This window comes from Pseudomonas sp. BN606 (genome assembly GCF_029873115.1).
Lineage (GTDB): Bacteria > Pseudomonadota > Gammaproteobacteria > Pseudomonadales > Pseudomonadaceae > Metapseudomonas.
Map to the genome: position 1 here is coordinate 95531 of NZ_SSOF01000053.1, position 25699 is coordinate 121229.

The following is a 25699-nucleotide window of genomic DNA, read 5'->3' on the forward strand; positions in this document are numbered from 1 at the left end:
GACTTTTCAGGGCGTTCTTCTCTATGCGAATTGGCCACGGCTACGATGTACACCGCTTCGGTGAAGGCGACTTCATCACCCTCGGCGGCGTGCGCATACCCCACAAGTTCGGGCTCATTGCCCATTCCGACGGCGACGTGCTGCTGCATGCATTGGCCGATGCCCTTCTTGGCGCAGCCGCGCTGGGCGACATCGGCAAGCACTTCCCTGATACCGACCCACAGTTCAAGGGTGCTGACAGCCGTGCGCTGCTGCGTCATGTGCTCTCCCTGGTGAAAGCCAAGGGCTGGAAAGTCGGCAATGTCGACGGAACCATCGTTGCACAGGCGCCGAAGATGGCACCACATATCGAGGCCATGCGCGCCAATATTGCAGCCGATCTGGAGGTCGACCTGGACCACGTCAACGTCAAGGCCACCACTACCGAGAAGCTCGGTTTCACGGGACGTGAGGAGGGCATCGCCGTACACGCGGTTGCCCTGCTGCTACCGGTATGAACGAGCTCGAACTGCTGGGCCCGCGCGCCCATGGTGAGCCCCTCGGGCAGGCACAACTGAAGGCCGTGGCAGAGGATTTCCAGGTCGACGAAGTGCTGGACATTCCGCTGGAAGGTGAGGGCGAGCACCTCTGGCTCTGGGTGGAGAAGCGTGAGCTGAACACCGAGGAAGCCGCGCGGCGCATTGCCCGGGCTGCCGGCGTGCCGTTGAAAGTGGTGAGCTATGCCGGGCTGAAGGACCGTCAGGCGTTGACCCGCCAATGGTTCAGCCTGCACTTGCCGGGCAAGGCTGATCCGGACCTGTCTGCCGCTGAGAACGCCAATCTGCGGATACTCAAGATCGTCCGTCACAAGCGCAAGCTGCAACGCGGGGCCCATTCGGCCAATGGCTTCACCCTGCGCCTGACCCACCTGGTTGCTGATCGAGAAGCACTGGACGCGCGACTCAAGCAACTGGCCGAGGCCGGGGTGCCCAACTATTTCGGCCTGCAGCGCTTTGGTCATGGCGGTGGAAACGTGGTTGACGCCCGCGCCTTTGCTGAGCGCAAGGAACTGCCGGTGCAGCGCAATCTTCGTTCGCGGCTGCTCTCGGCAGGTCGCAGCTTTCTCTTCAATCGGGTGTTGGCCGAGCGTATTGCTGCCGGTACCTGGAACCGGGCTCAAGTTGGTGATCTGCTCGCTTTCACCACCAGTCGCAGCTTCTTCCCTGCAGGCGAGGCCGAGTGCAGCGACCCCCGTCTGGCCGAGCTGGATCTGCATCCGACCGGGCCGCTGTGGGGAGAGGGCGCATCGCCTGCTCAAGGTCAGCCTCAGATGCTGGAAGCGGCGATTGCCGCGGCGGAGCCGGCACTTTGCCACTGGTTGGCCGAAGCGGGAATGGCGCACGAACGGCGCATCCTCCGCCTCCCCATCGGCGGCCTGACGTGGCATTATCCCGAGCCTGACGTTCTGCAACTGGAATTCGTCCTGCCGGCTGGATGCTTCGCCACCGCAGTGGTGCGTGAGCTCGTCGATCTGCTGCCGACAGGGCAGACGGAAAACCCATGCGCATTCTGATTTCCAACGACGACGGGGTGAATGCACCCGGTCTGGCCGCTTTGCATGGTGCGCTCAAGGATTACGCCGACTGCGTGGTCATCGCACCGGACCAGGACAAGAGCGGCGCCAGCAGTTCCCTGACCCTGGACCGCCCGCTTCACCCCAGTACGCTGGACAACGGTTTCATCTGCCTCAACGGCACGCCGACCGACTGCGTCCACCTCGGGCTCAACGGCATGCTCGAGCAATTGCCTGACATGGTGGTTTCGGGGATCAACCTCGGCGCCAACCTGGGCGATGACGTGCTCTATTCGGGGACCGTGGCCGCGGCTCTGGAAGGGCGCTTCCTCGCCTTGCCCGCGTTCGCCTTCTCGCTGCTGTCGCGCCAGGCCGACAACCTGCCCACCGCCGCGCACATCGCGCGCCGGCTTGTGGCTGCGCATGATCAGCTCGACCTGCCGCCGCGCACCGTGCTCAATGTGAACATTCCCAACCTGCCGCTCGAGCGCATCCGGGGTATCCAACTGACCCGCCTGGGCCATCGCGCACGTGCTGCCGCACCGGTAAAGGTGGTCAACCCCAGGGGCAAGGAGGGATATTGGATCTCGGCGGCCGGTGACGCTGAAGACGGCGGGCCCGGTACGGATTTCCATGCAGTGATGCAGGGCTATGTGTCCATCACACCCCTGCAGCTCGATCGGACTTTCAATGAGGCCTTCCAGGGCCTCGATAGCTGGTTGGAGGGCCTGCTCTGATGTCCCGGGAACAGGATGACCTGATGCGCCGTGGGATTGGCATGACCTCCCAGCGCACTCGCGAACGCCTTATCCAGCGTCTGTACGAGGAAGGGCTGTCCAACGCCCGTGTGCTCGAAACCATTCGCCGGACACCGCGTCACCTGTTCGTCGATGAGGCCCTGGCCCATCGCGCCTACGAGGACACTGCGCTGCCGATCGGCCACAACCAGACCATCTCGCAACCCTATATGGTCGCTCGGATGACCGAGCTCCTGCTGGCTGCGGGACCGCTGGACAAGGTGCTGGAGATTGGTACCGGCTCGGGCTATCAGACCGCAATCCTCGCGCAGCTGGTCGAGCGCGTGTTTTCCGTTGAACGCATTCAGGTCCTGCAGGACAAGGCCAAGGAACGTCTGGCGGTTCTCAACCTGCGCAATGTGGTGTTCCGCTGGGGCGATGGATGGGAAGGCTGGCCAGCGCTGGCGCCTTACAACGGTATCATCGTGACGGCGGCGGCGGCGGATGTTCCCCAGGCGCTGCTGGATCAACTGGCTCCCGGTGGGCGTCTGGTGATTCCGGTGGGTGCGGGCGATGTCCAGCAATTGATGCTGATCGTTCGCGAGGAGCAGGGATTCACTCGCCATGTGCTCGACGCCGTACGCTTCGTGCCGCTGCTCAGTGGCCCGCTCGCCTGAGGCCGATTTCAGGGAACCTGCGTCTAGGGCAACTTTCTGATGCACCGCCAAGCGGTCTTCCTGCAGTACTTTGTGCGGCAGGCGACTGGCTCGTCCGGATATTTCCGGCACAATGATCAAGACCTTCGAATGTTGGGAAAGGGGACAAGAGTGAGCCTGAAGGCCATTCGGCAGTGGATTCGCGTGGGGAATGGGCTCACCTGGTTGCCCGTTTTGGCCGTCGGCATTCTGCTTGCCGGCTGCTCCAGTACCCAGAAAGATGGTGTCAGCATCGTCGATCGCAATCATTCGGGGGCGACTTCCGCGCCACAGCGACAACCCGTCACCAGCGGCCAGTACCGCGTCCAGCGCGGCGACACCCTCTATTCCATAGCGTTTCGCTTTGGCTGGGACTGGAAAGCCCTGGCAGCGCGCAACAGCATTCCTGCACCCTACGTGATTCGTCCCGGCCAGATCATCCGTTTCGATGGCCAACCTAGCCAGGCTCGTCCGACAACGGTCGCTACCGCGCCCGTGGTGACCAATTCAAGAACGGGTAGTAGCGCTACTTCGACCCGCCCGCCCGTGCAGCCCCAGCAACCGGCTGTCCGCCCCCAATCGCAAGCACCGCAACCGGTCGCGACTGCACCTGTATCTACCCAGAACGCGTCTATTACGCGCTCTGCAGCCGGTTGGGTATGGCCCGCGAGTGGGCCTTTGATCGGCCGTTTTTCGTCAAACGGCAGTTTGAATAAAGGGATTGATATCGCTGGGGAATTAGGCCAGCCTGTCTTGGCTGCGTCAGATGGATCAGTTGTTTATGCCGGAAGTGGATTACGGGGCTACGGCGAATTGGTCATCATCAAGCACAGCGATACCTACGTAAGCGCCTACGGTCATAACCGCAGGCTGCTGGTGCGGGAGGGACAGCAGGTCAAGGTCGGGCAGACAATTGCCGAGATGGGCTCAACGGGAACTGACCGGGTGAAGCTTCATTTTGAAATTCGCCGTCAGGGTAAGCCTGTAGATCCGCTGCAATACCTGCCACGTCGTTGACCCGTTATTCAGCCCGTTCCACCACGTGGTAAGGACGGGCTCGGGCGGCGCCAGGGATATAAGGCTTCGCCAGGGCTTGTTGTCGAACTCAGCAAGGGACAACAACAATGGCACTCAATAAAGAAGCGCCGGAGTTTGACGTCGATGACGAACTGCTCCTTCTGGAGCCGGGCGTCATATTGGATGATGCGTTGAGCGAGGAGAACGACGCGCCTCTGCCTACCGCAAAATCCCGGCATTCAACCTCACCAAAGCAACACAAGTATATCGACTACACCCGCGCGCTAGACGCGACTCAGCTGTACCTCAACGAAATCGGTTTTTCCCCCCTGCTAACCCCGGAAGAAGAAGTGCACTTCGCGCGCCTTGCGCAGCGTGGTGATCCTGCCGGGCGCAAGCGCATGATCGAAAGTAACCTCCGCCTTGTAGTGAAGATCGCACGACGTTACGTCAACCGCGGTTTGTCGCTGCTCGACTTGATCGAAGAGGGCAACCTCGGTTTGATCCGGGCTGTGGAGAAGTTTGATCCGGAGAGAGGCTTCCGCTTCTCTACCTATGCGACCTGGTGGATCCGTCAGACCATTGAACGGGCCATCATGAACCAGACCCGGACCATCCGCCTGCCGATCCATGTGGTCAAGGAGCTCAATGTCTATCTGCGAGCCGCACGTGAGTTGACCCACAAACTGGATCACGAGCCTTCGCCTGAAGAAATCGCCAATCTGCTGGAAAAGCCTGTTGACGAGGTCAAGCGCATGCTCGGTCTCAACGAGCGGGTGACTTCCGTGGACGTTTCCCTCGGTCCGGATTCCGACAAGACTCTGTTGGACACACTGACCGATGATCGACCCACCGACCCCTGCGAGCTGTTGCAGGACGATGATCTCTCGCAGAGCATCGACCAGTGGCTGTCCGAACTTACCGACAAGCAACGAGAAGTGGTTGTTCGCCGCTTCGGATTGCGCGGTCATGAAAGCTGCACGCTCGAGGAAGTGGGCCAGGAGATCGGCCTGACCCGTGAGCGGGTGCGGCAAATCCAGGTCGAAGCGCTGAAACGGCTTCGGGAGATCCTGGAGAAGAACGGTTTGTCTAGCGATGCCCTGTTCCAGTAAACCTGGAGCAAAGCGAAAGAGCCCGGCTTAGGCCGGGCTTTTTCATGGTCGGAGTGGAGGAATAGAACGGCCTGATGCTGTGACTGGAGTCGGGCTTGAAGGCGTGTTTCACGGATCAACGAAGTCCTCTTTTATGCGTTGCGGTGTAAGTCATTGCTTACACGCTATGTGCGTGATTAGAGGAGGTTGCTGCTCGTGATTGGTGAAAATCTGATAGGAGAATTTTTAACTTATTGATTAATAAGAAATTTATTTTTTTACATTGAACTGGCTTGGTCGTCTGTGCGGCAACCTGCCAACTTGCTCTGTGCTCCCGGATCACTAATATCACTCTTGCGTACAGGATGTACGCGGGTTGATAAGGACGTCGACCAAGGACATCGCGGGATGCGATTCATCAGGATGATGAGCAAGGAATACAGGGAATAGGGACAAAAGAGTGGGCGGGTATCCCCCGCCCCTTTTTTCGCCCGCAGGAAAGCAAAAGGCCCGCAGATGCGGGCCTTTTTGCGTTTGGATGCGCAGACGAATCAGCGCTCCAGATGCTCCAGCTTGCCTTTGACACCATCCCACTCTTCGGCGTCGGCCAAGGCTTCTTTCTTCTCGGTGATGTTTGGCCACACTTCGGCCAGATCACGGTTCAGTTCGATGAACTCCTGCATGTCCTCAGGCACTTCATCCTCGGAGAAGATGGCTTGCGCCGGGCATTCGGGCTCGCACAGTGCGCAGTCGATGCACTCGTCCGGGTGAATGACCAGGAAGTTCGGGCCTTCGTAGAAGCAGTCCACCGGACAGACTTCCACACAGTCGGTGTATTTGCATTTGATGCAGTTGTCGGTGACGACGAAGGTCATTTCTATTCTTCTCCTCAAGCGGCGGCTCGGAAGCCTTCTATATCCGGCTTCTCGGCTCGGGAACTCACGGTACCGGGTAGGCTGATTCCCGGGTGCACTCCAGAGCGCGCGGGATTCTAGCAGCTTGTGCGGTTAAGGGGTTAGATGCGTGACTTCAGTGTATATAACAGCTCCAGCGCCTGCCGAGGCGTCAGATCATCCGGCTTGATCTTCGCCAATTCGTCCAGCACCGGGTGCGGCAGGCTTGCGAACAGGTCGCTCTGCATTGGCGCGCTTGGCTGGCCGGGGGCCTGCCGCGGAGCTTCATGAGGCAGGCTGGTGGTTTCCAGCCGCGCCAGATGCTCGCGGGCGCGCTGGATCACTCCGCCGGGGACGCCTGCCAATTGCGCTACCGCCAGGCCATAGCTCTGGCTTGCCGGGCCCGGCAGCACATGGTGCAGGAATACGATGCGCTCTTTGTGCTCGGTGGCATTCAGATGGACGTTCGCTACCACCGGTTCAGCTTCAGGCAGAACGGTCAGCTCGAAGTAGTGGGTGGCGAACAGGGTGAAGGCACGCAGTTGGGCCAGATGCTCGGCTGCCGCCCATGCCAGCGAGAGACCATCGAACGTACTGGTGCCGCGACCCACTTCGTCCATCAGCACCAGGCTGCTTGCGCTGGCGTTGTGCAGGATGTTGGCGGTTTCGCTCATCTCCACCATGAAGGTGGAACGGCCGCCAGCCAGGTCGTCGCTGGAACCGATGCGGGTGAAGATGCGGTCCACCAGCGACAGCTCGCAACTGGCCGCCGGCACGAAGCAACCGATGTGGGCGAGCAGCACGATCAGTGCGGTCTGGCGCATGTAGGTCGATTTACCGCCCATGTTCGGGCCGGTGATGATCAGCATGCGGGTGGCGTCATCCAGGGCCAGGTCGTTGGCCACGAAGGGGGTGTCCAGTACCTGTTCCACCACCGGGTGACGGCCTTGGTTGATGCGCATGCAGGGTTCGTCGACGAAGCGTGGTCGGTTCAGGTCGAGGTTCAGCGCGCGCTCGGAGAAGTTGCTCAGCACATCCAGCTCAGCCAGGGCGGCGGCAGTATCCTGCAGCGGTGCCAGCTGTTCGATCAGCAGTTCCAGAAGCTCGTCGTAGAGCATCTTCTCCCGTGCCAGGGCGCGGCTCTTGGCCGATAGCGCCTTGTCTTCGAAGGCTTTCAGTTCTGGCGTGATGAAACGCTCGGCGCCCTTCAGGGTCTGGCGGCGAATGTAGTCCGCAGGTGCCTGTTCGGCTTGCACGCGCGGCAGCTCGATGAAGTAACCGTGGATGCGGTTGTAGCCGACTTTGAGGTTGGGTAGGCCGGTACGGGCCTTTTCCCGCGCTTCCAGATCCATCAAGTACTGGCCGGCGTTCTCGCTAAGTGCCTGCAGTTCGTCCAGTTCAGCGTCGTAGCCGGTCTTGATCACGCCACCGTCACGAATGACAGCTGGCGGGTTTTCTATGATGGCGCGAGCCAGCAGGTCGGCCAGTTCCGGATAGGTGCGGATACTGCCTGCCAGCTCCTGCAGGTGCGGAGCTTCCAGTTCAGTCATCGCGCCTTGCAGTTGCGGCAGGGCGGCGAGGGCGTCGCGTAGGCGGGCCAGGTCACGGGGGCGCGCATTGCGCAGGCCGATTCGGGCGAGGATACGTTCGACGTCGCCGATCTCCTTCAGCTGCGGCTGCAGGCTTTCGAAACGATAGCGATCCAACAGACAGTCGATGGCGTCCTGCCGGGCAACCAACACGGCACGGTCGCGCAGTGGGCGGTTCAGCCAGCGACTCAGGAGGCGGCTGCCCATTGCGGTCTGGCAGCGGTCGATCACTGATTGCAGGGTGTTGTCTCGGCCCCCGGCCAGGTTCACGTCCAGCTCCAGATTGCGGCGACTGGCAGCATCGAGGATGACGGTGTCGTCGATGCGCTCGTGGCGCAGGCTGCGTAGGTGGGGCAGGGCGGTGCGCTGCGTCTCCTTCGCATAGCCCAGGAGGCAGCCGGCCGAGCCAATTGCAAGGGTCAGCGTTTCGCAACCGAAGCCCTTGAGATCCTGAACTCCGAACTGCTGGTAGAGGCTCTTCTTTGCCGAATCGCGGTCGAAGTCCCAGGGGGCACGACGGCGTACGCCGCGGCGCTTTTCGGCCGGCAGGCCCTGGGGCCAGTCGTCCGGTATCAGCAGCTCGGCAGGGTTGAGACGCTCCAGTTCAGCCAGCAGGTTCTCCCAGCCTTTGATTTCCTGCACGGTGAAGCGCCCGCTGGTGATGTCCAGAACTGCGAGGCCGAACAGACGCTCATCGCCGAGCACGGCAGCGAGCAGGTTGTCGCGGCGTTCATCCAATAGCGCTTCGTCACTGATGGTGCCTGGCGTAATGATACGAACCACCTGGCGTTCCACCGGGCCTTTGCTGGTGGCGGGGTCGCCAATCTGTTCGCAAATGACTACGGACTCACCAAGCTTCACCAGTTTGGCCAGGTAACCTTCCACCGAGTGGAAAGGGATGCCGGCCATGGGAATCGACTTGCCTGCCGATTGGCCGCGTGCGGTCAGGGTGATGTCGAGCAGCTTGGCGGCTTTCTTGGCGTCCTCATAGAAGATCTCGTAGAAGTCGCCCATGCGATAGAACATCAGCTGGTCCGGGTGCTGATTTTTCAGCTTCCAGTACTGCTGCATCATCGGGGTGTGTTCGCTGAGATCGCTCTGACTCATTGGCTGGCCTTGCGTGCAAAAGGCGCTAGTGTACGGTATCCCGCTGGCCCGCTTTAACCCCGGAGTGCACATGTCCGTTACCGATGAAGAGCTGACTTCCCTGGCCGCCAGGCTGGGAGAGGAGCTAAAGGCGCGTGGTGAGTCGGTAACCACCGCAGAGTCCTGTACCGGCGGTGGCATCGCCGAAGCGATCACCCGTATTCCGGGTAGCTCCGCCTGGTTCGAGGCGGGCTATGTCACCTACTCGAATACGCAGAAAACCGAGCAGCTCGCGGTGCCGATGGAGTTGTTTCCGCAGGTGGGAGCGGTCAGCCGAGAGGTGGTCGAGGCAATGGTGCATGGCGCCCAGCAGCGTAGCGGCGCACGTTTCGCCATAGCGGTCAGCGGTGTGGCCGGACCGGATGGTGGCTCGCCGGATAAACCGGTCGGTACGGTCTGGTTGGCGTGGGGGAATGGAAGGGATGTCGAGGCTGTACGCCGCCACTTTCCGGGCGATCGCCTGGCCGTGCGCCGACAAACTGTTGCGGAAGCGCTCAAGGGACTGATCCGACTAGCTGCAGGAGAAAAAGCCGTTCAGGGGTAGGCGAGCGACTTGCCCTATGGAATAATACTGTCTACTTATACAGTTGTTGGTGGCCGCCAGGCCCTCTTGATTTTAGTGAGGACTTCAATGGACGAGAACAAGAAGCGCGCCTTGGCTGCTGCCCTGGGCCAGATCGAGAAACAGTTCGGCAAGGGCGCGGTCATGCGCATGGGCGACCATGACCGCCAGGCTATCCCGGCTATTTCTACCGGTTCCCTGGGCCTGGACATCGCGCTTGGTATTGGCGGCCTGCCGAAGGGGCGTATCGTAGAAATCTACGGTCCCGAATCTTCCGGTAAGACCACCCTGACCCTCTCCGTCATCGCCGAAGCCCAGAAAATGGGCGCTACCTGCGCCTTCGTCGACGCCGAACATGCCCTGGATCCGGACTACGCCGGCAAGCTCGGCGTGAATGTCGACGATCTGCTGGTTTCCCAACCGGATACTGGCGAACAAGCCCTGGAAATCACCGACATGCTGGTGCGCTCCAACGCCGTTGACGTGATCATCGTCGACTCCGTGGCCGCTCTGGTACCCAAGGCCGAAATCGAAGGCGAAATGGGTGACTCCCACGTTGGTCTGCAAGCGCGCCTGATGTCCCAGGCACTGCGCAAGATTACCGGCAACATCAAGAACGCCAACTGCCTGGTCATCTTCATCAACCAGATTCGTATGAAGATTGGTGTGATGTTCGGCAACCCGGAAACCACCACTGGCGGTAACGCCCTGAAGTTCTACGCCTCCGTGCGCCTCGACATTCGCCGCACCGGCGCGGTGAAAGAGGGTGAGGAAGTCGTGGGCAGTGAAACCCGCGTCAAGGTTGTGAAGAACAAGGTGGCTCCGCCCTTCCGCCAGGCCGAATTCCAGATCATGTACGGCAAAGGCATCTACCGCACCGGCGAGATCATCGACCTGGGTGTGCAGCAGGGCCTGGTGGAGAAGTCCGGTGCCTGGTACAGCTACCAGGGCAACAAGATCGGCCAAGGCAAGGCGAATGCCGCCAAGTACCTGGAAGACAACCCGGAAGTTGCTAGCGCCATCGAGAAGATCATCCGCGAGAAGCTGCTGGTCGACTCGTCCGCCAACACCAAGTCGGCTGCCACAGTTGACGATCTGGCCGACGTAGACCTCTGATCCTCCTATGCCTGTAGTGCTCGACAACTCCGCCGCAGTGCGGCGGGCCGCCATGGACCTACTGGCGCAGCGCGAGCATGGGCGATTCGAGCTGACGCGTAAGCTGCGTCAGCGCGGCGCCCCTCCTGAGTTGATCGACAGTGCCCTCGACCGTTTGACGGAAGAGGGCCTGCTCTCCGAATCCCGCTATCTCGAAAGCTTCATCGCCAGCCGCGCCCGCGGCGGCTATGGGCCGCAACGCATTCGCGAAGAGCTGGCCCAGCGCGGTCTTCCACGAAGCGATATCGACCTGGCCCTGCGCGAGGCTGATATCGACTGGAACGAACAGCTGCGCGAGGTCTGGCGTCGTAAGTTCAATCGGCAGCCCCAGGACGCCCGCGAGCGTGCTCAGCAGGGCCGCTTTCTCACCTACCGTGGCTATTCCATGGAGATGATCAGCCGTCTCCTGCGCGGTAGTTCCGACGACTGACGTTCCATAAGGGCAGCCTTGAGCCATGCGCGGTCGCGCATGGCTGGTCGCTGGATGGGATTGGTTGTGCTTGGCGGATCAGACTTTGCTGGCCCAGTGTTGCGGCAGGTTGATGAAGTCGATCAGCTCGCGCAGGCGACCGTGGTCACGGCCATTGAAGCGAAATGCCAGGCGAATGAGCTCACTGAACTCCGGCTCATCCTTCTCCGGCTCTAGATACGCTTGCTGACTGAAATCGCCCTCCAGGCATAGGTCTGCGAACTGCTCCCGAATCTGGTCGAGGGCCCGTCCGCTGAGCGTATGATTCATGCGAATCACAAAGCTGTTCTTCAGCCAGCGGCTGGAGTGGTAGTTGCGGTAGAACTGCGCGATTTCTGCTGCGGCTTCGTCGGCATTGCGCACTAGACGCATCAGGTTCATGTCGCTGGGCAGGATGTAGCGGTTGCGTTCCAGTTGCTCGTGGAGGAATCCGATGGCGTCTTCCCAATAGCTACCATCCGGCTCGTCCAGCAACACCACTGGCACGACCGGGCTCTTGCCAGTCTGGATCAGGGTAAGCACTTCCAGCGCTTCATCCAGCGTGCCGAAACCACCTGGGCATAGCACCAGCGCATCGGCTTCCTTGACGAAGAACAGCTTGCGTACAAAGAAGAAGTGGAACGACAGCAAATGTTCGGTGCCATCGACCGTAGTGTTGGCATGTTGTTCGAAAGGGAGGGTGATATTCAGTCCAAGGCTGTTTTCCAGCCCAGCACCTTCATGGGCTGCGGCCATGATGCCGCCGCCTGCACCGGTGATAACCATCAGGTCGCGCTTGGCCAGTTCAGCGCCCAACTGGCGGGCCAGAGTGTAGACGGGGTGCCCCTCAGGGGTTCGCGCCGAGCCAAACACGGTGACTTTGCGACGCCGCTTGAACTGCTCTAGTACGCTGAAGGCGTGCTCCATTTCGCGCAGAGTCTGCAGCATGATCTTGGCGTCCCAACGGTTGCGGTCGGCCTGCGCCATGCGCACCACGGTAATCAGCATTTCGCGGTAGAGCGCGAGGTTGGGGCTGCCGCTGGGAACGGTAAGGTTGATCAGCTCATCGACTTTCTGGGTCAGGTCGATTCCACTGGTCTGGAAGTGCCGGGAGAGATAATCGTCCGGATCATAGGGCATAGCATTCTCCTTGCTCATCGACTTCTCTGAGCCGCTCTGCTGGCTGTGTCCGTAATCCGGGCGACCCAGTCGAGCCGCTCAACTACAGCTTGCGGCAGGGAACGAATCTTTTCCAGCCGACCTCCGCCTGAATGTAGGGAGGCCAAGCTCTGGAGCATGGCGCAGCGCGTCGGCTGCACATAGGGGAAGGAGAAGGCGCTCCGAACTGGGGAGCGCCGCAGAAACGATTAGTTGGTCTTGGCCTTGAGGCCGCAGTCCTTGGCGGTGAAGCGCTCGGAAGTCACCGGGCGATTGGTCTTGTACTCGCTGAACTCATAGCGCAGGCCTGCGCCACGTGCCAGCAATTGACGGTAGCCGGTGTTGCGGCAAACGCTCGCACCTAGTTGTGCGCGCACGGCATCGGGATTTGCGCGCATCTGGGCGGCATGGGCCTCACGCACGCTGAGGTGATTCACCAGTTCGTTGCCATCCACCGTGTAGCCCTGGTCGAGGATGTCCTCGTTGATCGCGCGCGGCGTACCGGCGCTGCTCTCCTTGGCCACTTTATCGAGCATCTTGCTGAGCTCGTAGTCCTTCAGTGAGGCGGCCTGGGCGAACAATGGCAGGGTCGCGCAAAGGGCGAGGGCAGTGAGGCGCAGCATGGAAATCTCCTAACGAAAAGTAGCTGTTTGACCAGCGCGGCAATTGTGCGTTCGCAGGCGGGGCTTGTCGCGTGAAAAATCTGCGTCGTCCGGTCGACGGTGCGTTACGACGCCTCTGGTAGAATCGCTCGATTCTTTCCGATCAATCTGATTTCACCTGCCACCATTCGGTATGCGGGCTGATCAGCTGCCGTACTGGAATCCGCTTCGATGAGTCACGCTGTTTTCCGCCTGCGCGCCGAGTGTCTTGCGCGCAGCACCCGTCCCTTCGTGGCCCGTGGATCGCGTTCGCCCCGCTGCCCGGGGTGCCGGGTCGCTTTCGAGTATTGCTTCTGCGCCTGGCGCCCCAAGGTCCCTGTGCGCTCCGGCGTGTGCCTGATGATGTATCACTCCGAGCCAATGAAACCGAGCAACACCGGTTGGCTGATTGCGGATCTGGTGCCCGATACCTGGGCTTTTGGCTGGTCGCGCACCGAGGTGGATGAGGCACTGCTGGCGCTGCTGGAAGACTCGCAGTGGCAGCCGTACCTGGTGTTTCCAGGCGAGTATGCGGAGCCGGAGCGTGTGGTGGATCACGTCGAGACGGGGGCGGGCAAGCGGCCACTGTTTATCCTGCTCGATGCCACCTGGACCGAGGCGCGCAAGATGTTCCGCAAGAGCCCCTATCTGGATCGCTTCCCAGTGCTGAGCCTGACCCCGGAGCAGATTTCCCGCTATCGCTTGCGCCGCTCCACTCGCGAGGAGCACCTATGCACCGCCGAAGTCGGTGCGCTTTGCCTGGAGCTGGCCGGTGACGAACAGGCCGGTGGCGCGCTGAACGCCTATCTGGATGTGTTCACTGAACGCTACCTGGGCGCCAAGCGGAAGTTGCCCCTGGACGAGGCAAGTCCGGCGCATCAGGCGCTCAGTGTTTTCCTCTGATCAGGCTTCGGCGCTGGTCGGGCTCGCCTGCACTTCACGCTTCTGCGGCCAGAGCTGGGCCACCAGCATGCCGGCGAACATCAGGGCACAGCCGAAGTAGCCGCGTGTGTGCAGGGACTCATCCAGCAGCAGGGCACCTGCGATAGCGGCGAACACCGCTTCCAGGGAGAGGATGATGGCGGCGTGGGAGGCGATGGCGTGGCGCTGCGCTACCACCTGCAGGGTGTAACCGATGGCGACGGCGATAACGCCGCCATAGAGAATGGCCGGGCCGGCCTGGAGGATGGCGTCTATCCGGATCTCTTCGAACACGACGGCCAGCGCCAGGCTCACCAACGCGCATACCGCGAATTGCAGGATCGCAAGGCGGATCGGGTCATAGCGGCTGGCAAAGAAACCCACCAGCAGCACATGCACGCCCCAGACGCAGGCGCCAGCCAGCTGCAGCCAGTCACCGGATGCAACCTGGAAACCTTCACCGACGCTGAGCAGGGACATACCGATGACCGCCAGGCTGGCCCCCAGCCAGGTCCCCATGCCAGTGCGATGGCCGAGGAAGAGTCCCAGCAGCGGCACGATGATGACGTAGAGACCGGTGATGAAGCCGGAATTGGTGACGCTGGTAAACAGCAGGCCCACCTGCTGCAGATTGATTCCCAGCGACAGGGCCAGGCCCATCAGCAAGCCGCCGAGCAGCATGCCGCGATTGAGTGGTTGCTTGACCGCTGGCTTGGGCAGCACCAGCAGCAGGGGCAATAGGATCAGGGCGCCAAGGGCGAAGCGCAGGCCGGTATAAAGGAAGGGGCCGACCGCATCCATGCCCAGGCGCTGGGCGACGAAAGCTGCGCCCCAGATGGCGGCAGTGATCAGCATCAGGATATCGGCGCGCAGTGCTTGGCTTCGCATGGTGTTTCTCGACGGGAAAAGCCGGAAACTTTGCCGTAAAGCGTTCGACTTGACCACCCCGTCCCGGCTCGGCATGCTGAGCGCCGCTTTACGGCCTGCCCGTATCAAGCTCCGGGTCCTGGCTAGCGTATCCCGTCGTGCCGAAATGCCTCTCCACACCCCAGAGAGGCGTGTCTGGGCCCATTACAAAAAGGACATGCCCATGGCCTCATACGAAATTCTCATCGCCGATGACCACCCGCTGTTTCGCAGCGCCTTGCAGCAAGCCCTGACCCTGGGCCTCGGGCCTGATGTACGGCTGGTGGAAGCGGCGAGCATTGCCGAACTCGAGACCCGTCTGGGCGAGCGCGCCGACTGGGACCTGGTCCTGCTCGATCTGAACATGCCAGGCGCCTATGGCTTTTCCGGACTGGTGTTATTGCGTGGCCAGTACCCACAGATTCCCGTCGTAATGATCTCTGCACAGGAAGAGGCCGCGGTAGTCGCACGTTCGCGTGAGTTCGGTGCGAGCGGCTTCATTCCCAAGTCCAGTCCACTGGAAGTGATCCAGAGCGCGGTGCGCGCGGTGCTCGATGGCGACGCCTGGTGGCCGCCTCAGCTTCAGGAGGCCCAGGCCCTGTCCGATGAGGCCAAGGCGGCCAGTGAAGGCCTCGCCAGCCTGACGCCTCAGCAGTTCCGCGTACTGACCATGGTCTGCGAAGGGCTGTTGAACAAGCAGATCGCATTCGAGCTGCATGTCTCCGAAGCTACGGTGAAGGCCCACGTAACGGCCATCTTCCGCAAGCTCAATGTACGTACGCGAACCCAGGCTGCACTGCTGCTGCAACAGATGGAATCGATTCCTTCGGCCTGAGTTCGGCATTTCACGCAAATTTGAAGCGCGTTGCGTTAGGCTGCGCGCTCCTTTCTAAAGCCCCTTCTACTATGTCGCCATTCAAAGGCCAGACTGGCCTCAAACGCATCCTCAATGCCGCCGGCTATTCCTTCGACGGCCTGCGTGCCGCCTTCACTGGCGAAGCTGCCTTCCGCCAGCTGGTACTGCTCAATGTGGTACTGATCCCGCTGTCCTTCTTTCTCGATGTCAGTCGTGGCGAACGCGCCCTGATGATTGGCGCGTGCCTGTTGGCGCTGATTGTCGAACTGTTGAACTCGGCGGTGGAAGCGGCCATCGACCGCATCTCGCTCGAGCGCCATCCGCTGTCGAAGAACGCCAAGGATATGGGCAGTGCGGCTCAGTTCACGGCGTTGACCCTGATCACCGCCGTCTGGGCCACGATCCTCCTCGGGTAATCCTCAGGCTATCGGTGGTAGCACGATCTCGTCGCTTCGGTTCACGCCAGCGGTCAATGCCCTGCACTGGTCGAGAAACTCGCGCATGGCCGCTGTCTGGTACTTCTGCCGGTGCCAGATGAAGTAGAACTGCCGGCGCAAATCGATGCCCGGGGTTTCCAGCGGCACCAGGCTGCCACGGCGGAAGGCATCGCGCAGGGCCAGCCGCGAGATGCAGCTTATGCCCAGCCCAGACTCCACCGCGCGCTTGATCGCCTCGGTGTGCTCAAGCTCAAGCCGTATGTTCAGCGGGGTAGGGTGATGGCGCATGGCCTGGTCGAAGGTCAGCCGTGTGCCTGAGCCCCGTTCTCGAAGGATCCAGGCCTCGCGGCTGAGTTCTTCCATGCTCGCCTGGCCCTTGGCTGCCAGTGGATGCCGCGGTGCGCAGAACACCACCAACTCATCCTCCACCCAGGGTACGACTTCGATATCCGGGTGCTGACAGTCACCTTCGATTAGACCCAGATCAAGTTCGTACAAGGCAATCTGCTGGACGATATTCGCCGTGTTCTGCACGTGCAGGCTCACGCGACATTCCGGGTGGCGTTGCATGAAGGCGCCTATCAACAGTGTGGCGAGATAGTTACCCACGGTGAGTGTGGCGCCGACATCAAGGGAGCCGAAGCCAGTCTTGCCATTGAGTAGATCCTCGATCTCTCGTGCCTGGTCCAGCAGGGCGACGGCCTGGGGCAACAACTGGCGACCGAGGGCACTGAGGCTGAGGCGCTTGCCGGCCCGATCGAACAGCTGGCATCCGGATTGGCGCTCCAGTTCAGTTAGTGAGGTACTGGTCGCCGACTGGGAGAGCGACAACTGCTCCGCAGCACGGGAGACGCTTTCCTGTTGGGCGACGGCGACATAGACCTGGATCTGTCTGAGAGTAAATCGCATATCTATATAACCGATAACCTATATCTTGATAATTCAGTTAACAGATATTGTGGCGGTCATTACAATGTCGCGCAATTGCGCCCCCTGACCAGTGCGGCGCTGGCGACTTCCCAAACTTTCGGAGCCCCGTAAATGAGCAACATGAACTCCGAACGCATCCTCAGCGTTCATCACTGGAACGACACGCTGTTCAGCTTCAAGTGCACCCGCGACCCGGGCCTGCGCTTCGAGAACGGGCAGTTCGTCATGATCGGCCTGCAACAGCCCAGCGGCCGTCCGCTGATGCGCGCCTATTCCATCGCCAGCCCGAACTGGGAAGAGCACCTCGAGTTCTTCAGCATCAAGGTGCCGGATGGTCCGCTGACCTCCCAGCTGCAGCACCTCAAGGAAGGCGACGAGATCATTATCAGCAAGAAGCCCACCGGCACCCTGGTCCTCGATGACCTGAACCCCGGTAAGCACCTCTACCTGCTGAGCACTGGCACCGGCCTCGCCCCCTTCATGAGCGTGATCCAGGACCCGGAAACCTACGAGCGTTTCGAGAAGGTCATCCTTGTGCACGGCGTGCGCTACGTGAACGAAGTTGCCTACCGCGAGTTCATCACCGAGCACCTGCCGAAGAACGAGTTCTTCGGTGAGGCGGTGAAAGACAAGCTGATCTACTACCCCACCGTGACCCGCGAGCCGTTCGAGAACCAGGGCCGCCTGACCGACCTGATGCGCAGCGGCAAGCTGTTCGAGGACATCGGCCTGCCGCCGATCAACCCGCAGGACGACCGCGCGATGATCTGCGGCAGCCCGAGCATGCTCGACGAGACCAGCGAAGTGCTCGACAGCTTCGGCCTGAAGATCTCCGCACGCATGCGTGAGCCGGGTGACTACCTGATCGAGCGCGCCTTCGTAGAGAAGTAAGCCTCGACAGCTCCAAAACAAAGCCCGCCAATTGGCGGGCTTTGTCGTTCCCGGAGAATCAGACCGGGGAACTGAAGCGCTGCCCGGAGATAGCCGGGTGGTAGATCGGCTGGATCTTGTTCCCCGCCGGGTCCAGCACATGGAAGCTGTAGGCGCCGTCGCCATGGGCGAAGGGACGGTCAAGCATGGTCACGCCATGAGCCTTGAGGTACTGGAACCAGGCCTCCAGCTCGTCAAGGCTGTCCACCACGAAGCCGTAGTGATCCACCGCCTGCATGCCGCTACTGGGAGCAAAGGCTCGGCCGAGGGAGAGATTGTCGTTACCGCAGGTTAGGTAAACCAGGTCCTCGTTGGCGCGGTTGAGGACTTCCATGCCCAGTACGTCCACGTAGAAGCGTTCGCACTCTTCCAGATTGGGCACGACGATGGCGATATGGCGCAGGCCATTGAGGCGACTTGGACGGCTGGGCATTTCTTTGACTCCGTTTTTGTATACAATTTTTTGTAAATATAAGACAAAACGGAGTTCAACGTGTACTGCCTTCTTCTCAAGACCCGCCTGCGTCCCGGTAGCCTGGACGCCTTTATGGATGCCATGCGCATCAACGCCGCTGCGTCGGTACGAGACGAGCCCGGTTGTCTGGTGTTCGATGTGCTGCAGGATCGCAGCGACCCCGACCTGATCTGGCTCTACGAGGTCTATACCGACGAAGCCGCCTTCGAGGCGCATATGCTGACCCCGCACTTCCTCGCCAGCCGGCCACTGGTGGAGCCTCTGATACTCGAACAGGATTGCATCGAAGCGGATTCCCTGGCGCTCAACGCCGTTCGCTGATTCCTGCGTCTGAAGGGTGGCAATCGCCCTTCATTCCCACCACCGCTGCTGTCGAGCGTCATTGGTGGATCGAAGAAGTGATTCACGAAACTGTGGGAGCGAGTTCATTCGCGATCCAAATCGCTCCCACAGTTTCAACCTTGCGCGATTTCCAGCACGCGAATCCGTCCGGGTTCCGGGTAGTGCCAGCGCACATCCACGTCCCACAGCCGGGTGCCGTAGCGGCGTTCGGGCTCAGGCTTCTGATAGGCCGGGCGTGGGTCCTGGGCGAGGCACTGTTCGATCAATTCGGTCAGGGGCTCACCCAGGCGCTGGCCGTGCTCATGGGCCTGGAGCAGGGCGGTTGGCTCCCATTCCACTGGAATGAGTTCAGGTGCAGCGTCGGCGATGGCATTCAGCGCGCCATCCTGGCAATCGGCGTAGGGCACATAGGGTTTGATGTCGATTACCGGAGTGCCGTCCAGCAGGTCGATCCCGGATAGCCAGAGTCGGCCGGCCTCCACCTTTTCCAGCTTCACCACCGACTGACCAATGCCGTTGGGCCGGTAGGTGGAGCGACTGGCAAAGACGCCGATGGACTGGTTGCCGCCAAGCCGTGGCGGACGCACCTTCAGGCGCGGCTTGTCTTCCAGTGCCTGGTGGAAGAGGAACAGCAGCCAGACATGGCTGACCTGCTCCAGGCCGGCCACGGCATCGCCAGTGTCGAAAGGCGGCGTAAGCTCCAGCACGCCCCGGGCCGCAGGGGCCAGATGCGGCTGGCGGGGGATGGCGAATTTTTCCTTGAAGCAGGAACGGACGTAGCCGACCGGCGAAATGTTGTGCTGCATATCAGTAAGGAACGCGGCAGCCGGCGTCGCGGAAGGCTCCGCCGAGGCGCTGCCAGCCTTCGCCCGGACTGGTCTGGGCGCAGGTCAGGGCACCATCGAGCTTGCTTTGCCAGATGAAGAAGGGAGACGGCGCGGCGAAACTCGGGGTGGCCAGAGTGAGCAGCAAGGTGAGGAGCGTGAGGCGCATGGGGTAATTCCGGTGACGTGCGCGGCTACCCTAGCGCCGCTCCGGGCGCCGCGCAATAGACCGGTTACAGGTGGAAACCGCCGTCGATGGGGATGATGGCACCGGTCATGTAGGCCCCGGCGGTGCTGGCCAGGCTGATAGCCAATGCCGCCATCTCTTCACCCCGGCCCCAGCGCTTCATCGGAATCAGCGCGGTATCGCGCGCCATGGCTTCCGGGTCGTTGGCGATGAAACGGGTCATCTTGCTGGGGAAGCGACCAGGGGCGATCACATTGACGTTGATGTGTTCCGCCACCAGTTCCCGCGCCAGCATTCGCGACAGCTGATGCAGAGCAGCCTTGCTCGGACCATAGGCGTAGGCTTCCTCGCCATGGGAGGTGATGCCCGCGACCGACCCGATATTGATCACCCGGGCCGGGCTCGCTTCGCTGCCAGCCTTGCGCAGCAAGGGCAGTAGCTGCTGGATACAACTGAACACGGAGGTGACGTTGAGCTGCATGACCTTCTCCCAGCCTTTTGCCGGATAACTTTCCAAGGGCGCGCCCCAGGTTGTGCCGGCGTTGTTCACCAGGATGTCCAGTTGTTCCGTGCGTTGCGCCAGCGCAGCAGCCAGGTCCCTGGCCCCTTCCTCGCTAGAGAGGTCCGCGGCAAGGCCTTGGCATTCGCCGTAGACGGAGAGTTCGGCTGCAGTTTCACGACAGGCTTCGGCATCACGGGCGCAAATGAAGACGCGGGCACCTGCCTCGAGAAAGCCCTGGGCGATCATCCGCCCGATGCCACGGGTACCACCGGTGACCAGGGCGGTGCGGCCCTGAAGACTGAAATAGGGGGGCATAGCGAACCTCGCGAGTGAGCCGGGAAAGGCCCATACCCTAGCCCCGGCATGGCCGGGGCGGGGGCATTATCGAGGTGCGGAATGAAGCGGCATTGTCACGCCGGAGCCGCCTGGGAAGCAGCCAATTCGGCATCCTTGGCCAAGGCTCGCTTGTAGGCCGGACGTTCGATGAAGCGTGCGATGTAGTCCTTGATCGCCGGCACTTCCGGGATCAGGCCGAACTGGGTCGTCCAGTTCAACGCGCTGCCCCAGAGCACATCGGCGGCGGTGAACTGTTCACCCAGTAGCCAGGGGCCGTCCTTCAACTGGCCGAGCAAGGTCTTCATGACGCTGTCGAAATCGCCGTATGGCGAGCGCGATTCTGGAATCGGCTCGCGCTTCTGCACACGATCCACCACAGCCGGTTCGAAGCACGAGCCGTAGAACACCATCCAGCGCAGATAAGGCCCGCGCAATGGATCGCCCAGCGTTGGCGCCAACTTGGCTTCTGGATATATATCGGCGAGATAGAGGTAGACCGAAACCTGCTCGGTGACTACCGCATCGCCATGGGTGATGGTGGGCACCTTGCCCATGGGGTTGATGGCGAGAAACTCGGGCTTGCGCTGTTCGCCTGTCTTCATGTTCATCACATGGAGGTTGTACTCCACGCCCAGTTCTTCCAGCAGGGTCAGCGCACCCGTGGATCGGGTGTAGGGGCAGTGGTAGAGGGTTACCTGGCGGTTCTCGGTAGTCATTGTTCTGGTTCCGCGTGGTCCATGGATGAAGCGAGTCTAGACGGTGCCCCTAGAGCCTGCCGTCCCGGCGCAGACGGCGCAGTACCCAGTGGCGGTAAGCCAGTGACAGAAGTGGTTTGATGAGCGGCAGGCCGATCAGCCAGGCCAGCGGCGCCAGTCTGGGAACACGGGCGAGCAGGAGGATGTAGGCGTCCAGTTCGCGGTGAACTCGGCCGGCTTCATCCTGGACATGGAGTTCGGTGAGCGCGAGGTAGGGGTCGATACCAAGGGTGCGCAGTTCTGCGTCGCGGCCGGTGATGTCGATCCATTCCACACCTTCGGCGGCCCTTGGAAGGGATTCGTACCAGTGGCGATCGGCATTACAGCGAGGACAGGCGCCGTCGTAGAAGACCTTGAGCATGGTCAGGCTCCGGTGATGGGTGTCGCTGCGCTCAACCACATCCTACGACTAATAGGGCGCGTGAGTTTGCCCAAAAGAAAAAGCCCCGCATCAGCGGGGCCCTTTCATTCATCTATCGACTCAGACCAGCTCGGCCCACATGTCGTACTCGTCGGCGTCGACGATGCGTACGCGGACCTTGTCGCCCGGCTTCACGCTGGTGGATTCGATGAACACGCTGCCATCGATTTCCGGCGCGTCCGCCCAGGAACGGGCCACGGCGCCTTCGTCGTCCACCTCGTCGATCAGCACGTCCATTTCCCGGCCAATCTTCAGCTGCAGGCGAGCGGTGGAAATAGCCTGCTGGTGCGCCATGAAACGCTCCCAGCGGTCCTGCTTCACGTCGTCCGGTACCGGCTCCAGGCCGAGGTCGTTGGCCGGTGCGCCGTCCACGGGGGAGTACTGGAAGCAGCCGACGCGATCCAGCTGGGCTTCGGTCAGCCAGTCCAGAAGGTACTGGAAGTCTTCCTCGGTTTCGCCGGGGAAGCCGACGATGAAGGTGGAGCGGATGGTCAGGTCCGGGCAGATCTCGCGCCACTTCTTGATGCGGGCCAGGGTCTTGTCTTCGAAGGCCGGACGCTTCATCGACTTGAGCACTTTCGGGCTGGCGTGCTGGAAGGGAATGTCCAGGTAGGGCAGCAGTTTTCCCTCGGCCATCAGCGGGATCACGTCATCCACGTTGGGGTACGGATAGACGTAGTGCAGGCGGACCCAGACGCCCATTGCGGACAGGGCTTCGCACAGCTCCAGCATGCGGGTCTTCACCGGCTGACCGTTCCAGAAGTCCAGTTTGTACTTGAGGTCGACGCCGTAGGCGCTGGTGTCCTGGGAGATCACCAGCAGTTCCTTCACGCCGGCCTTGACCAGGCGCTCGGCCTCGGAGAGCACATCGCCTACAGGGCGGCTGACCAAGCGGCCGCGCATGGAGGGGATGATGCAGAAGCTGCAGCTGTGGTTGCAGCCTTCGGAAATCTTCAGGTAGGCGTAGTGACGCGGGGTCAGCTTGATGCCCTGGGGCGGTACCAGGTCGACGAAGGGGTCGTGGTCGGCCTTTGGCGGAATCACCTCGTGCACGGCACTGACCACTTGCTCGTACTGCTGAGGACCGGTCACGGCCAGTACGCTCGGGTGCACGTCACGAATGGAGTCTTCGGAAACACCCATGCAACCGGTGACGATCACCTTGCCGTTCTCTGCGATGGCTTCACCGATGGCGTCCAGGGATTCGGCCTTGGCGCTGTCGATGAAACCGCAGGTGTTTACCACTACTACGTCGGCATCCTGGTAGGTCGGCACGATCTCGTAGCCTTCCATGCGCAGCTGGGTGAGGATGCGTTCGGAGTCGACAGTGGCCTTTGGGCAACCCAGGCTGACGAATCCGACTTTTGGAGTAGCGGTGGACATTGCGGCTAACCTCGATGGGCGCTCGGGAGGGCGCCTCTGATCAAAAAGTGCGCAATTCTAGCGGCAGGCGCGGACCATTTCCACCCTCATCTGTTGTCATTTCGCGGCTAGCCTTTAGGAAACTGGTGAGGGATGAGTGGGATGCTTCTCATTGCCGGGAAGGCTTCTCAAATGATGCGCGGCAACAGTCATCAACAGGAAGGTTCAGATGAGCGAGAGCATCACGCAACCTGCCGAGCAGCACGCCGGACATACGGCTTCCGGCCTCGGCATGCTGGTCGCCGCAGCGGGAGTGGTCTACGGCGATATCGGCACCAGCCCGCTGTACACCCTCAAGGAAGTGTTTTCCGAACAGTATGGAGTCCAGGTCAACCATGACGGGGTTCTGGGGGTACTTTCACTGATCTTCTGGTCGCTGATCTGGGTGGTCTCGATCAAGTACATGCTGTTCGTGCTGCGCGCCGATAACGACGGGGAAGGCGGCGCCATGGCGTTGACCGCCCTGGCCCAGCGTGCCGCCAGGTCATACCCCAGGCTGAAACTGGCGGTGTTGCTGCTCGGCCTGTTTGGCACGGCGCTGTTCTATGGCGACAGCATGATCACCCCGGCAATCTCGGTTCTCTCGGCTATCGAGGGCCTCGATCTGGCGTTCGATGGCATCAGCCACTGGGTGGTGCCGCTATCGTTGATCGTGCTGGTAGGGCTGTTTCTGATCCAGAAACACGGCACCGCGCGGATCGGGATTTTCTTCGGGCCGATCATGGTGCTCTGGTTCAGCGTGCTGGGTGCCCTCGGGCTCTACGGGATACTCCAGCAGCCCGAAGTGCTCAAGGCGATAAACCCATACTGGTGCTTACATTTCTTTATTACCCATCCGGCCGTCGGCGTGGCCATTCTCGGGGCGGTGGTGTTGGCCCTGACCGGGGCCGAGGCGCTCTACGCCGATATGGGGCACTTTGGCCGCAAACCTATCGCCCGCGCCTGGTTCTTCCTGGTGCTACCGGGGCTGGTGCTGAATTACTTCGGCCAGGGTGCGGCGATCCTTGGTGATGCCAACGCGGCGCGAAACCCTTTCTACTTATTGGCACCGGGCTGGGCGCTGCTGCCCATGGTACTGCTGTCTACCCTGGCCACCGTGATCGCGTCCCAGGCGGTGATATCCGGAGCATTCTCCCTGACTCATCAGGCCATGCAGCTGGGGTACATACCACGCATGTTCGTGCAGCACACGTCGCAGCAGGAGCAGGGACAGATCTATATCGGCGCCGTGAACTGGGCGTTGATGGTGGGCGTTGTGCTGCTGGTGCTGGGCTTCGAGTCGTCTGGGGCGCTGGCCTCGGCGTACGGCGTGGCGGTGACGGGGACCATGCTGATCACCACCCTGTTGGTGTCCGTGGTGATGCTGCTGCTGTGGAAAACGCCCTGGTGGCTGGCGGTTCCGGTGCTGCTCGGCTTTCTCTTCGTCGATAGCCTGTTCTTCGCCGCCAACGTGCCGAAGATCCTCCAGGGTGGTGCCTTCCCGGTTGTTGCCGGTACTGCCTTGTTCATCCTGATGACCACCTGGAAGCGTGGCAAGCAGATCGTGGTCGAGCGCCTGGACGAAACCGCGTTGCCATTGCCGCTGTTCATCGCCAGCATCCGTTCGCAGCCGCCCCATCGGGTGCAGGGTACTGCCGTGTTCCTCACCGCGCGGACGGACGCCGTGCCCCACGCGCTGTTGCACAACCTGCTGCACAACCAGGTGCTGCATGGGCAGGTAGTGCTACTGACGGTTATCAGCGAGGACACGCCGCGGGTGGCGCCAGATCGGCGTTTCGAGGTGGACGCCTACGGCGATGGTTTCTTCCGGGTGATCCTGCACTTCGGTTTCATCGAAGAACCGGACGTGCCGGCGGCGCTGAAGCTCTGTCACCTCAATGAGCTGGATTTCAGCCCGATGAGCACCACCTACTTCCTCAGTCGCGAGACGGTGATTCCCACCAAGCGCATTGGCATGGCGCGTTGGCGGGAGGCACTTTTCGCCTTCCTGCTGAAGAACGCCAACAGCAACCTGAAGTACTTCAACCTGCCGCTGAACCGGGTGATCGAGCTGGGGACGCAGGTGGAAATTTGAAACCTTGCAAGTAGGGTGCGTCATGCGCACCGGAACATCGCGCGATGCTTCCGGTGCGCGCGGCGCACCCTGCTGGGAGCCTGGTATCAGCTCTTGCCTGGCAACATACGCGCCAGGGTGTTGTCCCGGCTCACATAGTGGTGGAACAGCGCGGCCACGGCGTGTAGGCCGATCAGCCAGTAGCCGGCGGTGCCCGCCAACTCGTGGAGCTCCTTGATCTGGCCGGCCAGTTCCTTGTTCGGGCCAATCAGTGCCGGCAGTTCCAGGCCGAAGAAGGGGATGGGCTTGCCTGCGGCGCTGAGGATCAGCCAACCGGCCAGGGGGGCACCGATCATCAGGGCGTAGAGCGCCAGGTGCATCAGCTTGGAGAGGGCGTTCTGCCAGCTTGCCGGTGCGGGTTCGATGGCCGGGGTTGGGGAAGTCATTCGTCCGATCAGGCGCAGCCCGACCAGGAAGAGCACTGCCAGGCCGAGCATGAAGTGCCAGTGCTTGAGAAGTTCGCGGGCTTCGCTGCCTTTGGGAAAGTTGCCCTTCAGCTCGATGCAGGCATACACGGCGGCGATCAGTACCAGCATCAGCCAGTGCAGGGCGATGGACAGGCTCCCATAGCGGGCGGGTGTGTTCTTGAGACTCATCACGGTTCCTCTTTCTCGTTATGCGAAACAGCCGAAGAGAATAGTCGCCTTGCCTTAAGCGA

The 25699-nt window shown here is 61.4% G+C and carries 29 protein-coding genes; 15 read left to right on the forward strand and 14 right to left on the reverse strand.

What is annotated here, in order from left to right; genetic code table 11:
• Nucleotides 1-23 precede the first annotated feature (23 nt).
• The 6 genes from ispF to rpoS all read left to right on the forward strand — a co-directional run bounded on the left by ispF (nt 24) and on the right by rpoS (nt 5113).
• A complete protein-coding gene (gene ispF / locus E8E75_RS08895; protein ID WP_120654880.1) occupies nt 24-497 on the forward strand; it encodes a 2-C-methyl-D-erythritol 2,4-cyclodiphosphate synthase in 474 nt (157 codons plus the stop codon).
• The gene (truD, locus tag E8E75_RS08900; RefSeq protein WP_153920837.1) at nt 494-1552 is read left to right on the forward strand and encodes a tRNA pseudouridine(13) synthase TruD; all 1059 of its coding nucleotides are present in this window, start codon (nt 494-496) and stop codon (nt 1550-1552) included. The genes ispF and truD overlap by 4 nt, the downstream gene beginning before the upstream one ends.
• Nucleotides 1540-2289, forward strand: coding sequence for a 5'/3'-nucleotidase SurE (surE, locus tag E8E75_RS08905; RefSeq protein ID WP_120654882.1), 750 nt, complete (start codon nt 1540-1542; stop codon nt 2287-2289). The genes truD and surE overlap by 13 nt, the downstream gene beginning before the upstream one ends.
• 41 nt (nt 2290-2330) lie before the next feature.
• Nucleotides 2331-2966 (forward strand): protein-L-isoaspartate(D-aspartate) O-methyltransferase, encoded by a 636-nt coding sequence (locus E8E75_RS08910; protein ID WP_174235610.1) that lies wholly within the window; start codon nt 2331-2333, stop codon nt 2964-2966.
• A 132-nt stretch (nt 2967-3098) separates the two neighbouring features.
• A complete protein-coding gene (locus E8E75_RS08915; protein WP_256661054.1) occupies nt 3099-4001 on the forward strand; it encodes a peptidoglycan DD-metalloendopeptidase family protein in 903 nt (300 codons plus the stop codon).
• A 107-nt stretch (nt 4002-4108) separates the two neighbouring features.
• The gene (gene rpoS, locus E8E75_RS08920) at nt 4109-5113 is read left to right on the forward strand and encodes an RNA polymerase sigma factor RpoS (protein ID WP_120654884.1); all 1005 of its coding nucleotides are present in this window, start codon (nt 4109-4111) and stop codon (nt 5111-5113) included.
• A gap of 530 nt (nt 5114-5643) precedes the next feature.
• Here the strand turns inward: rpoS and fdxA are convergent.
• Both fdxA and mutS read right to left on the reverse strand, forming a co-directional pair.
• Nucleotides 5644-5967: a ferredoxin FdxA gene (gene fdxA, locus E8E75_RS08925; RefSeq protein ID WP_120654885.1), complete on the reverse strand. Its 324-nt coding sequence runs from the start codon at nt 5965-5967 to the stop codon at nt 5644-5646.
• A 140-nt stretch (nt 5968-6107) separates the two neighbouring features.
• The gene (gene mutS / locus E8E75_RS08930) at nt 6108-8681 is read right to left on the reverse strand and encodes a DNA mismatch repair protein MutS (RefSeq protein WP_178123540.1); all 2574 of its coding nucleotides are present in this window, start codon (nt 8679-8681) and stop codon (nt 6108-6110) included.
• 70 nt (nt 8682-8751) lie between these two features.
• Here mutS and E8E75_RS08935 point away from each other — a divergent pair, with 70 nt between their 5' ends.
• The 3 genes from E8E75_RS08935 (at nt 8752) to recX (ending at nt 10867) form a co-directional block, all read left to right on the forward strand.
• Nucleotides 8752-9264: a CinA family protein gene (locus tag E8E75_RS08935; RefSeq protein WP_120654887.1), complete on the forward strand. Its 513-nt coding sequence runs from the start codon at nt 8752-8754 to the stop codon at nt 9262-9264.
• Between the two features lie 87 nt (nt 9265-9351).
• Entirely contained in the window at nt 9352-10398 is a 1047-nt protein-coding gene (gene recA / locus E8E75_RS08940; RefSeq protein WP_120654888.1) for a recombinase RecA, read from the forward strand.
• A 7-nt stretch (nt 10399-10405) separates the two neighbouring features.
• On the forward strand, nt 10406-10867 hold the full coding sequence (gene recX / locus E8E75_RS08945) for a recombination regulator RecX (RefSeq protein WP_120654889.1): 462 nt from the start codon (nt 10406-10408) through the stop codon (nt 10865-10867).
• A gap of 78 nt (nt 10868-10945) precedes the next feature.
• On the opposite strand, the gene E8E75_RS08950 is transcribed toward recX, so the two are convergent.
• Both E8E75_RS08950 and E8E75_RS08955 read right to left on the reverse strand, forming a co-directional pair.
• Nucleotides 10946-12025, reverse strand: coding sequence for an LOG family protein (locus tag E8E75_RS08950; RefSeq protein ID WP_153920839.1), 1080 nt, complete (start codon nt 12023-12025; stop codon nt 10946-10948).
• 227 nt (nt 12026-12252) lie between these two features.
• Nucleotides 12253-12666 (reverse strand): quorum-sensing-regulated virulence factor family protein, encoded by a 414-nt coding sequence (locus E8E75_RS08955; protein WP_120654891.1) that lies wholly within the window; start codon nt 12664-12666, stop codon nt 12253-12255.
• Nucleotides 12667-12876: 210 nt separating this feature from the next.
• On the opposite strand from E8E75_RS08955, the gene E8E75_RS08960 reads away from it, so the two are divergent.
• Nucleotides 12877-13587: a tRNA-uridine aminocarboxypropyltransferase gene (locus E8E75_RS08960; RefSeq protein WP_120654892.1), complete on the forward strand. Its 711-nt coding sequence runs from the start codon at nt 12877-12879 to the stop codon at nt 13585-13587.
• Here the strand turns inward: E8E75_RS08960 and E8E75_RS08965 are convergent, their stop codons facing one another.
• A complete protein-coding gene (locus E8E75_RS08965; RefSeq protein WP_153920841.1) occupies nt 13588-14493 on the reverse strand; it encodes a DMT family transporter in 906 nt (301 codons plus the stop codon). It abuts the gene before it with no gap.
• Nucleotides 14494-14695: 202 nt separating this feature from the next.
• Here E8E75_RS08965 and erdR point away from each other — a divergent pair, with 202 nt between their 5' ends.
• Both erdR and E8E75_RS08975 read left to right on the forward strand, forming a co-directional pair.
• Nucleotides 14696-15346, forward strand: a complete 651-nt coding sequence (erdR, locus tag E8E75_RS08970) for a response regulator transcription factor ErdR (RefSeq protein ID WP_153920843.1) — start codon at nt 14696-14698, stop codon at nt 15344-15346.
• A 71-nt stretch (nt 15347-15417) separates the two neighbouring features.
• Nucleotides 15418-15783: a diacylglycerol kinase gene (locus E8E75_RS08975; RefSeq protein WP_077527711.1), complete on the forward strand. Its 366-nt coding sequence runs from the start codon at nt 15418-15420 to the stop codon at nt 15781-15783.
• A gap of 3 nt (nt 15784-15786) precedes the next feature.
• On the opposite strand, the gene E8E75_RS08980 is transcribed toward E8E75_RS08975, so the two are convergent.
• Nucleotides 15787-16713 (reverse strand): LysR family transcriptional regulator, encoded by a 927-nt coding sequence (locus tag E8E75_RS08980; RefSeq protein ID WP_120654895.1) that lies wholly within the window; start codon nt 16711-16713, stop codon nt 15787-15789.
• Between the two features lie 132 nt (nt 16714-16845).
• Between E8E75_RS08980 and fpr the strand changes: the two genes are divergently transcribed.
• Entirely contained in the window at nt 16846-17625 is a 780-nt protein-coding gene (gene fpr, locus E8E75_RS08985) for a ferredoxin-NADP reductase (RefSeq protein WP_120654896.1), read from the forward strand.
• 58 nt (nt 17626-17683) lie between these two features.
• On the opposite strand, the gene E8E75_RS08990 is transcribed toward fpr, so the two are convergent.
• Nucleotides 17684-18097 carry a VOC family protein gene (locus E8E75_RS08990; RefSeq protein ID WP_120654897.1) on the reverse strand — a complete coding sequence of 138 codons (414 nt, stop codon included), beginning with the start codon at nt 18095-18097 and terminating at the stop codon, nt 17684-17686.
• 60 nt (nt 18098-18157) lie between these two features.
• Between E8E75_RS08990 and E8E75_RS08995 the strand changes: the two genes are divergently transcribed.
• Nucleotides 18158-18460: a putative quinol monooxygenase gene (locus E8E75_RS08995; protein WP_280358561.1), complete on the forward strand. Its 303-nt coding sequence runs from the start codon at nt 18158-18160 to the stop codon at nt 18458-18460.
• Between the two features lie 134 nt (nt 18461-18594).
• Here E8E75_RS08995 and tsaA read toward each other — a convergent pair whose 3' ends face one another.
• The 6 genes from tsaA to rimO all read right to left on the reverse strand — a co-directional run bounded on the left by tsaA (nt 18595) and on the right by rimO (nt 22889).
• A complete protein-coding gene (gene tsaA / locus E8E75_RS09000) occupies nt 18595-19287 on the reverse strand; it encodes a tRNA (N6-threonylcarbamoyladenosine(37)-N6)-methyltransferase TrmO (RefSeq protein ID WP_120654899.1) in 693 nt (230 codons plus the stop codon).
• Nucleotide 19288: 1 nt separating this feature from the next.
• Entirely contained in the window at nt 19289-19474 is a 186-nt protein-coding gene (locus tag E8E75_RS09005) for a hypothetical protein (protein WP_120654900.1), read from the reverse strand.
• 64 nt (nt 19475-19538) lie between these two features.
• The gene (locus E8E75_RS09010; RefSeq protein WP_120654901.1) at nt 19539-20309 is read right to left on the reverse strand and encodes an SDR family oxidoreductase; all 771 of its coding nucleotides are present in this window, start codon (nt 20307-20309) and stop codon (nt 19539-19541) included.
• A gap of 95 nt (nt 20310-20404) precedes the next feature.
• Entirely contained in the window at nt 20405-21046 is a 642-nt protein-coding gene (locus E8E75_RS09015; protein ID WP_120654902.1) for a glutathione S-transferase family protein, read from the reverse strand.
• Between the two features lie 49 nt (nt 21047-21095).
• Complete coding sequence (locus E8E75_RS09020; protein WP_120654903.1) at nt 21096-21446, reverse strand: DUF393 domain-containing protein; 351 nt, start codon at nt 21444-21446, stop codon at nt 21096-21098.
• Nucleotides 21447-21566: 120 nt separating this feature from the next.
• On the reverse strand, nt 21567-22889 hold the full coding sequence (gene rimO / locus E8E75_RS09025) for a 30S ribosomal protein S12 methylthiotransferase RimO (RefSeq protein ID WP_120654904.1): 1323 nt from the start codon (nt 22887-22889) through the stop codon (nt 21567-21569).
• Nucleotides 22890-23097: 208 nt separating this feature from the next.
• Between rimO and E8E75_RS09030 the strand changes: the two genes are divergently transcribed.
• A complete protein-coding gene (locus tag E8E75_RS09030; RefSeq protein ID WP_153920845.1) occupies nt 23098-25002 on the forward strand; it encodes a potassium transporter Kup in 1905 nt (634 codons plus the stop codon).
• An 86-nt stretch (nt 25003-25088) separates the two neighbouring features.
• On the opposite strand, the gene E8E75_RS09035 is transcribed toward E8E75_RS09030, so the two are convergent.
• Nucleotides 25089-25637 (reverse strand): cytochrome b, encoded by a 549-nt coding sequence (locus E8E75_RS09035; RefSeq protein WP_120654906.1) that lies wholly within the window; start codon nt 25635-25637, stop codon nt 25089-25091.
• Between the last annotated feature and the right edge of the window lie 62 nt (nt 25638-25699).

What these genes read in the sequence shown, in the direction of transcription:
- E8E75_RS09030 (WP_153920845.1), top strand. Translation starts at nt 23,098, where the DNA reads ATGAGCGAGAGCATCACGCAACCTGCCGAGCAGCACGCCGGACATACG.
- fpr (WP_120654896.1), top strand. Translation starts at nt 16,846, where the DNA reads ATGAGCAACATGAACTCCGAACGCATCCTCAGCGTTCATCACTGGAAC.
- E8E75_RS09035 (WP_120654906.1), bottom strand. Translation starts at nt 25,637, where the DNA reads ATGAGTCTCAAGAACACACCCGCCCGCTATGGGAGCCTGTCCATCGCC.
- E8E75_RS08955 (WP_120654891.1), bottom strand. Translation starts at nt 12,666, where the DNA reads ATGCTGCGCCTCACTGCCCTCGCCCTTTGCGCGACCCTGCCATTGTTC.
- E8E75_RS09020 (WP_120654903.1), bottom strand. Translation starts at nt 21,446, where the DNA reads ATGCTCAAGGTCTTCTACGACGGCGCCTGTCCTCGCTGTAATGCCGAT.
- E8E75_RS08950 (WP_153920839.1), bottom strand. Translation starts at nt 12,025, where the DNA reads ATGCCCTATGATCCGGACGATTATCTCTCCCGGCACTTCCAGACCAGT.
- E8E75_RS08965 (WP_153920841.1), bottom strand. Translation starts at nt 14,493, where the DNA reads ATGCGAAGCCAAGCACTGCGCGCCGATATCCTGATGCTGATCACTGCC.
- E8E75_RS08910 (WP_174235610.1), top strand. Translation starts at nt 2,331, where the DNA reads ATGACCTCCCAGCGCACTCGCGAACGCCTTATCCAGCGTCTGTACGAG.
- rpoS (WP_120654884.1), top strand. Translation starts at nt 4,109, where the DNA reads ATGGCACTCAATAAAGAAGCGCCGGAGTTTGACGTCGATGACGAACTG.
- E8E75_RS09015 (WP_120654902.1), bottom strand. Translation starts at nt 21,046, where the DNA reads ATGACTACCGAGAACCGCCAGGTAACCCTCTACCACTGCCCCTACACC.
- erdR (WP_153920843.1), top strand. Translation starts at nt 14,696, where the DNA reads ATGGCCTCATACGAAATTCTCATCGCCGATGACCACCCGCTGTTTCGC.
- rimO (WP_120654904.1), bottom strand. Translation starts at nt 22,889, where the DNA reads ATGTCCACCGCTACTCCAAAAGTCGGATTCGTCAGCCTGGGTTGCCCA.
- fdxA (WP_120654885.1), bottom strand. Translation starts at nt 5,967, where the DNA reads ATGACCTTCGTCGTCACCGACAACTGCATCAAATGCAAATACACCGAC.
- surE (WP_120654882.1), top strand. Translation starts at nt 1,540, where the DNA reads ATGCGCATTCTGATTTCCAACGACGACGGGGTGAATGCACCCGGTCTG.
- truD (WP_153920837.1), top strand. Translation starts at nt 494, where the DNA reads ATGAACGAGCTCGAACTGCTGGGCCCGCGCGCCCATGGTGAGCCCCTC.
- E8E75_RS08935 (WP_120654887.1), top strand. Translation starts at nt 8,752, where the DNA reads ATGTCCGTTACCGATGAAGAGCTGACTTCCCTGGCCGCCAGGCTGGGA.
- E8E75_RS08975 (WP_077527711.1), top strand. Translation starts at nt 15,418, where the DNA reads ATGTCGCCATTCAAAGGCCAGACTGGCCTCAAACGCATCCTCAATGCC.
- E8E75_RS09005 (WP_120654900.1), bottom strand. Translation starts at nt 19,474, where the DNA reads ATGCGCCTCACGCTCCTCACCTTGCTGCTCACTCTGGCCACCCCGAGT.
- recX (WP_120654889.1), top strand. Translation starts at nt 10,406, where the DNA reads ATGCCTGTAGTGCTCGACAACTCCGCCGCAGTGCGGCGGGCCGCCATG.
- ispF (WP_120654880.1), top strand. Translation starts at nt 24, where the DNA reads ATGCGAATTGGCCACGGCTACGATGTACACCGCTTCGGTGAAGGCGAC.
- E8E75_RS08980 (WP_120654895.1), bottom strand. Translation starts at nt 16,713, where the DNA reads ATGCGATTTACTCTCAGACAGATCCAGGTCTATGTCGCCGTCGCCCAA.
- tsaA (WP_120654899.1), bottom strand. Translation starts at nt 19,287, where the DNA reads ATGCAGCACAACATTTCGCCGGTCGGCTACGTCCGTTCCTGCTTCAAG.
- mutS (WP_178123540.1), bottom strand. Translation starts at nt 8,681, where the DNA reads ATGAGTCAGAGCGATCTCAGCGAACACACCCCGATGATGCAGCAGTAC.
- E8E75_RS08960 (WP_120654892.1), top strand. Translation starts at nt 12,877, where the DNA reads ATGAGTCACGCTGTTTTCCGCCTGCGCGCCGAGTGTCTTGCGCGCAGC.
- E8E75_RS08990 (WP_120654897.1), bottom strand. Translation starts at nt 18,097, where the DNA reads ATGCCCAGCCGTCCAAGTCGCCTCAATGGCCTGCGCCATATCGCCATC.
- E8E75_RS09010 (WP_120654901.1), bottom strand. Translation starts at nt 20,309, where the DNA reads ATGCCCCCCTATTTCAGTCTTCAGGGCCGCACCGCCCTGGTCACCGGT.
- recA (WP_120654888.1), top strand. Translation starts at nt 9,352, where the DNA reads ATGGACGAGAACAAGAAGCGCGCCTTGGCTGCTGCCCTGGGCCAGATC.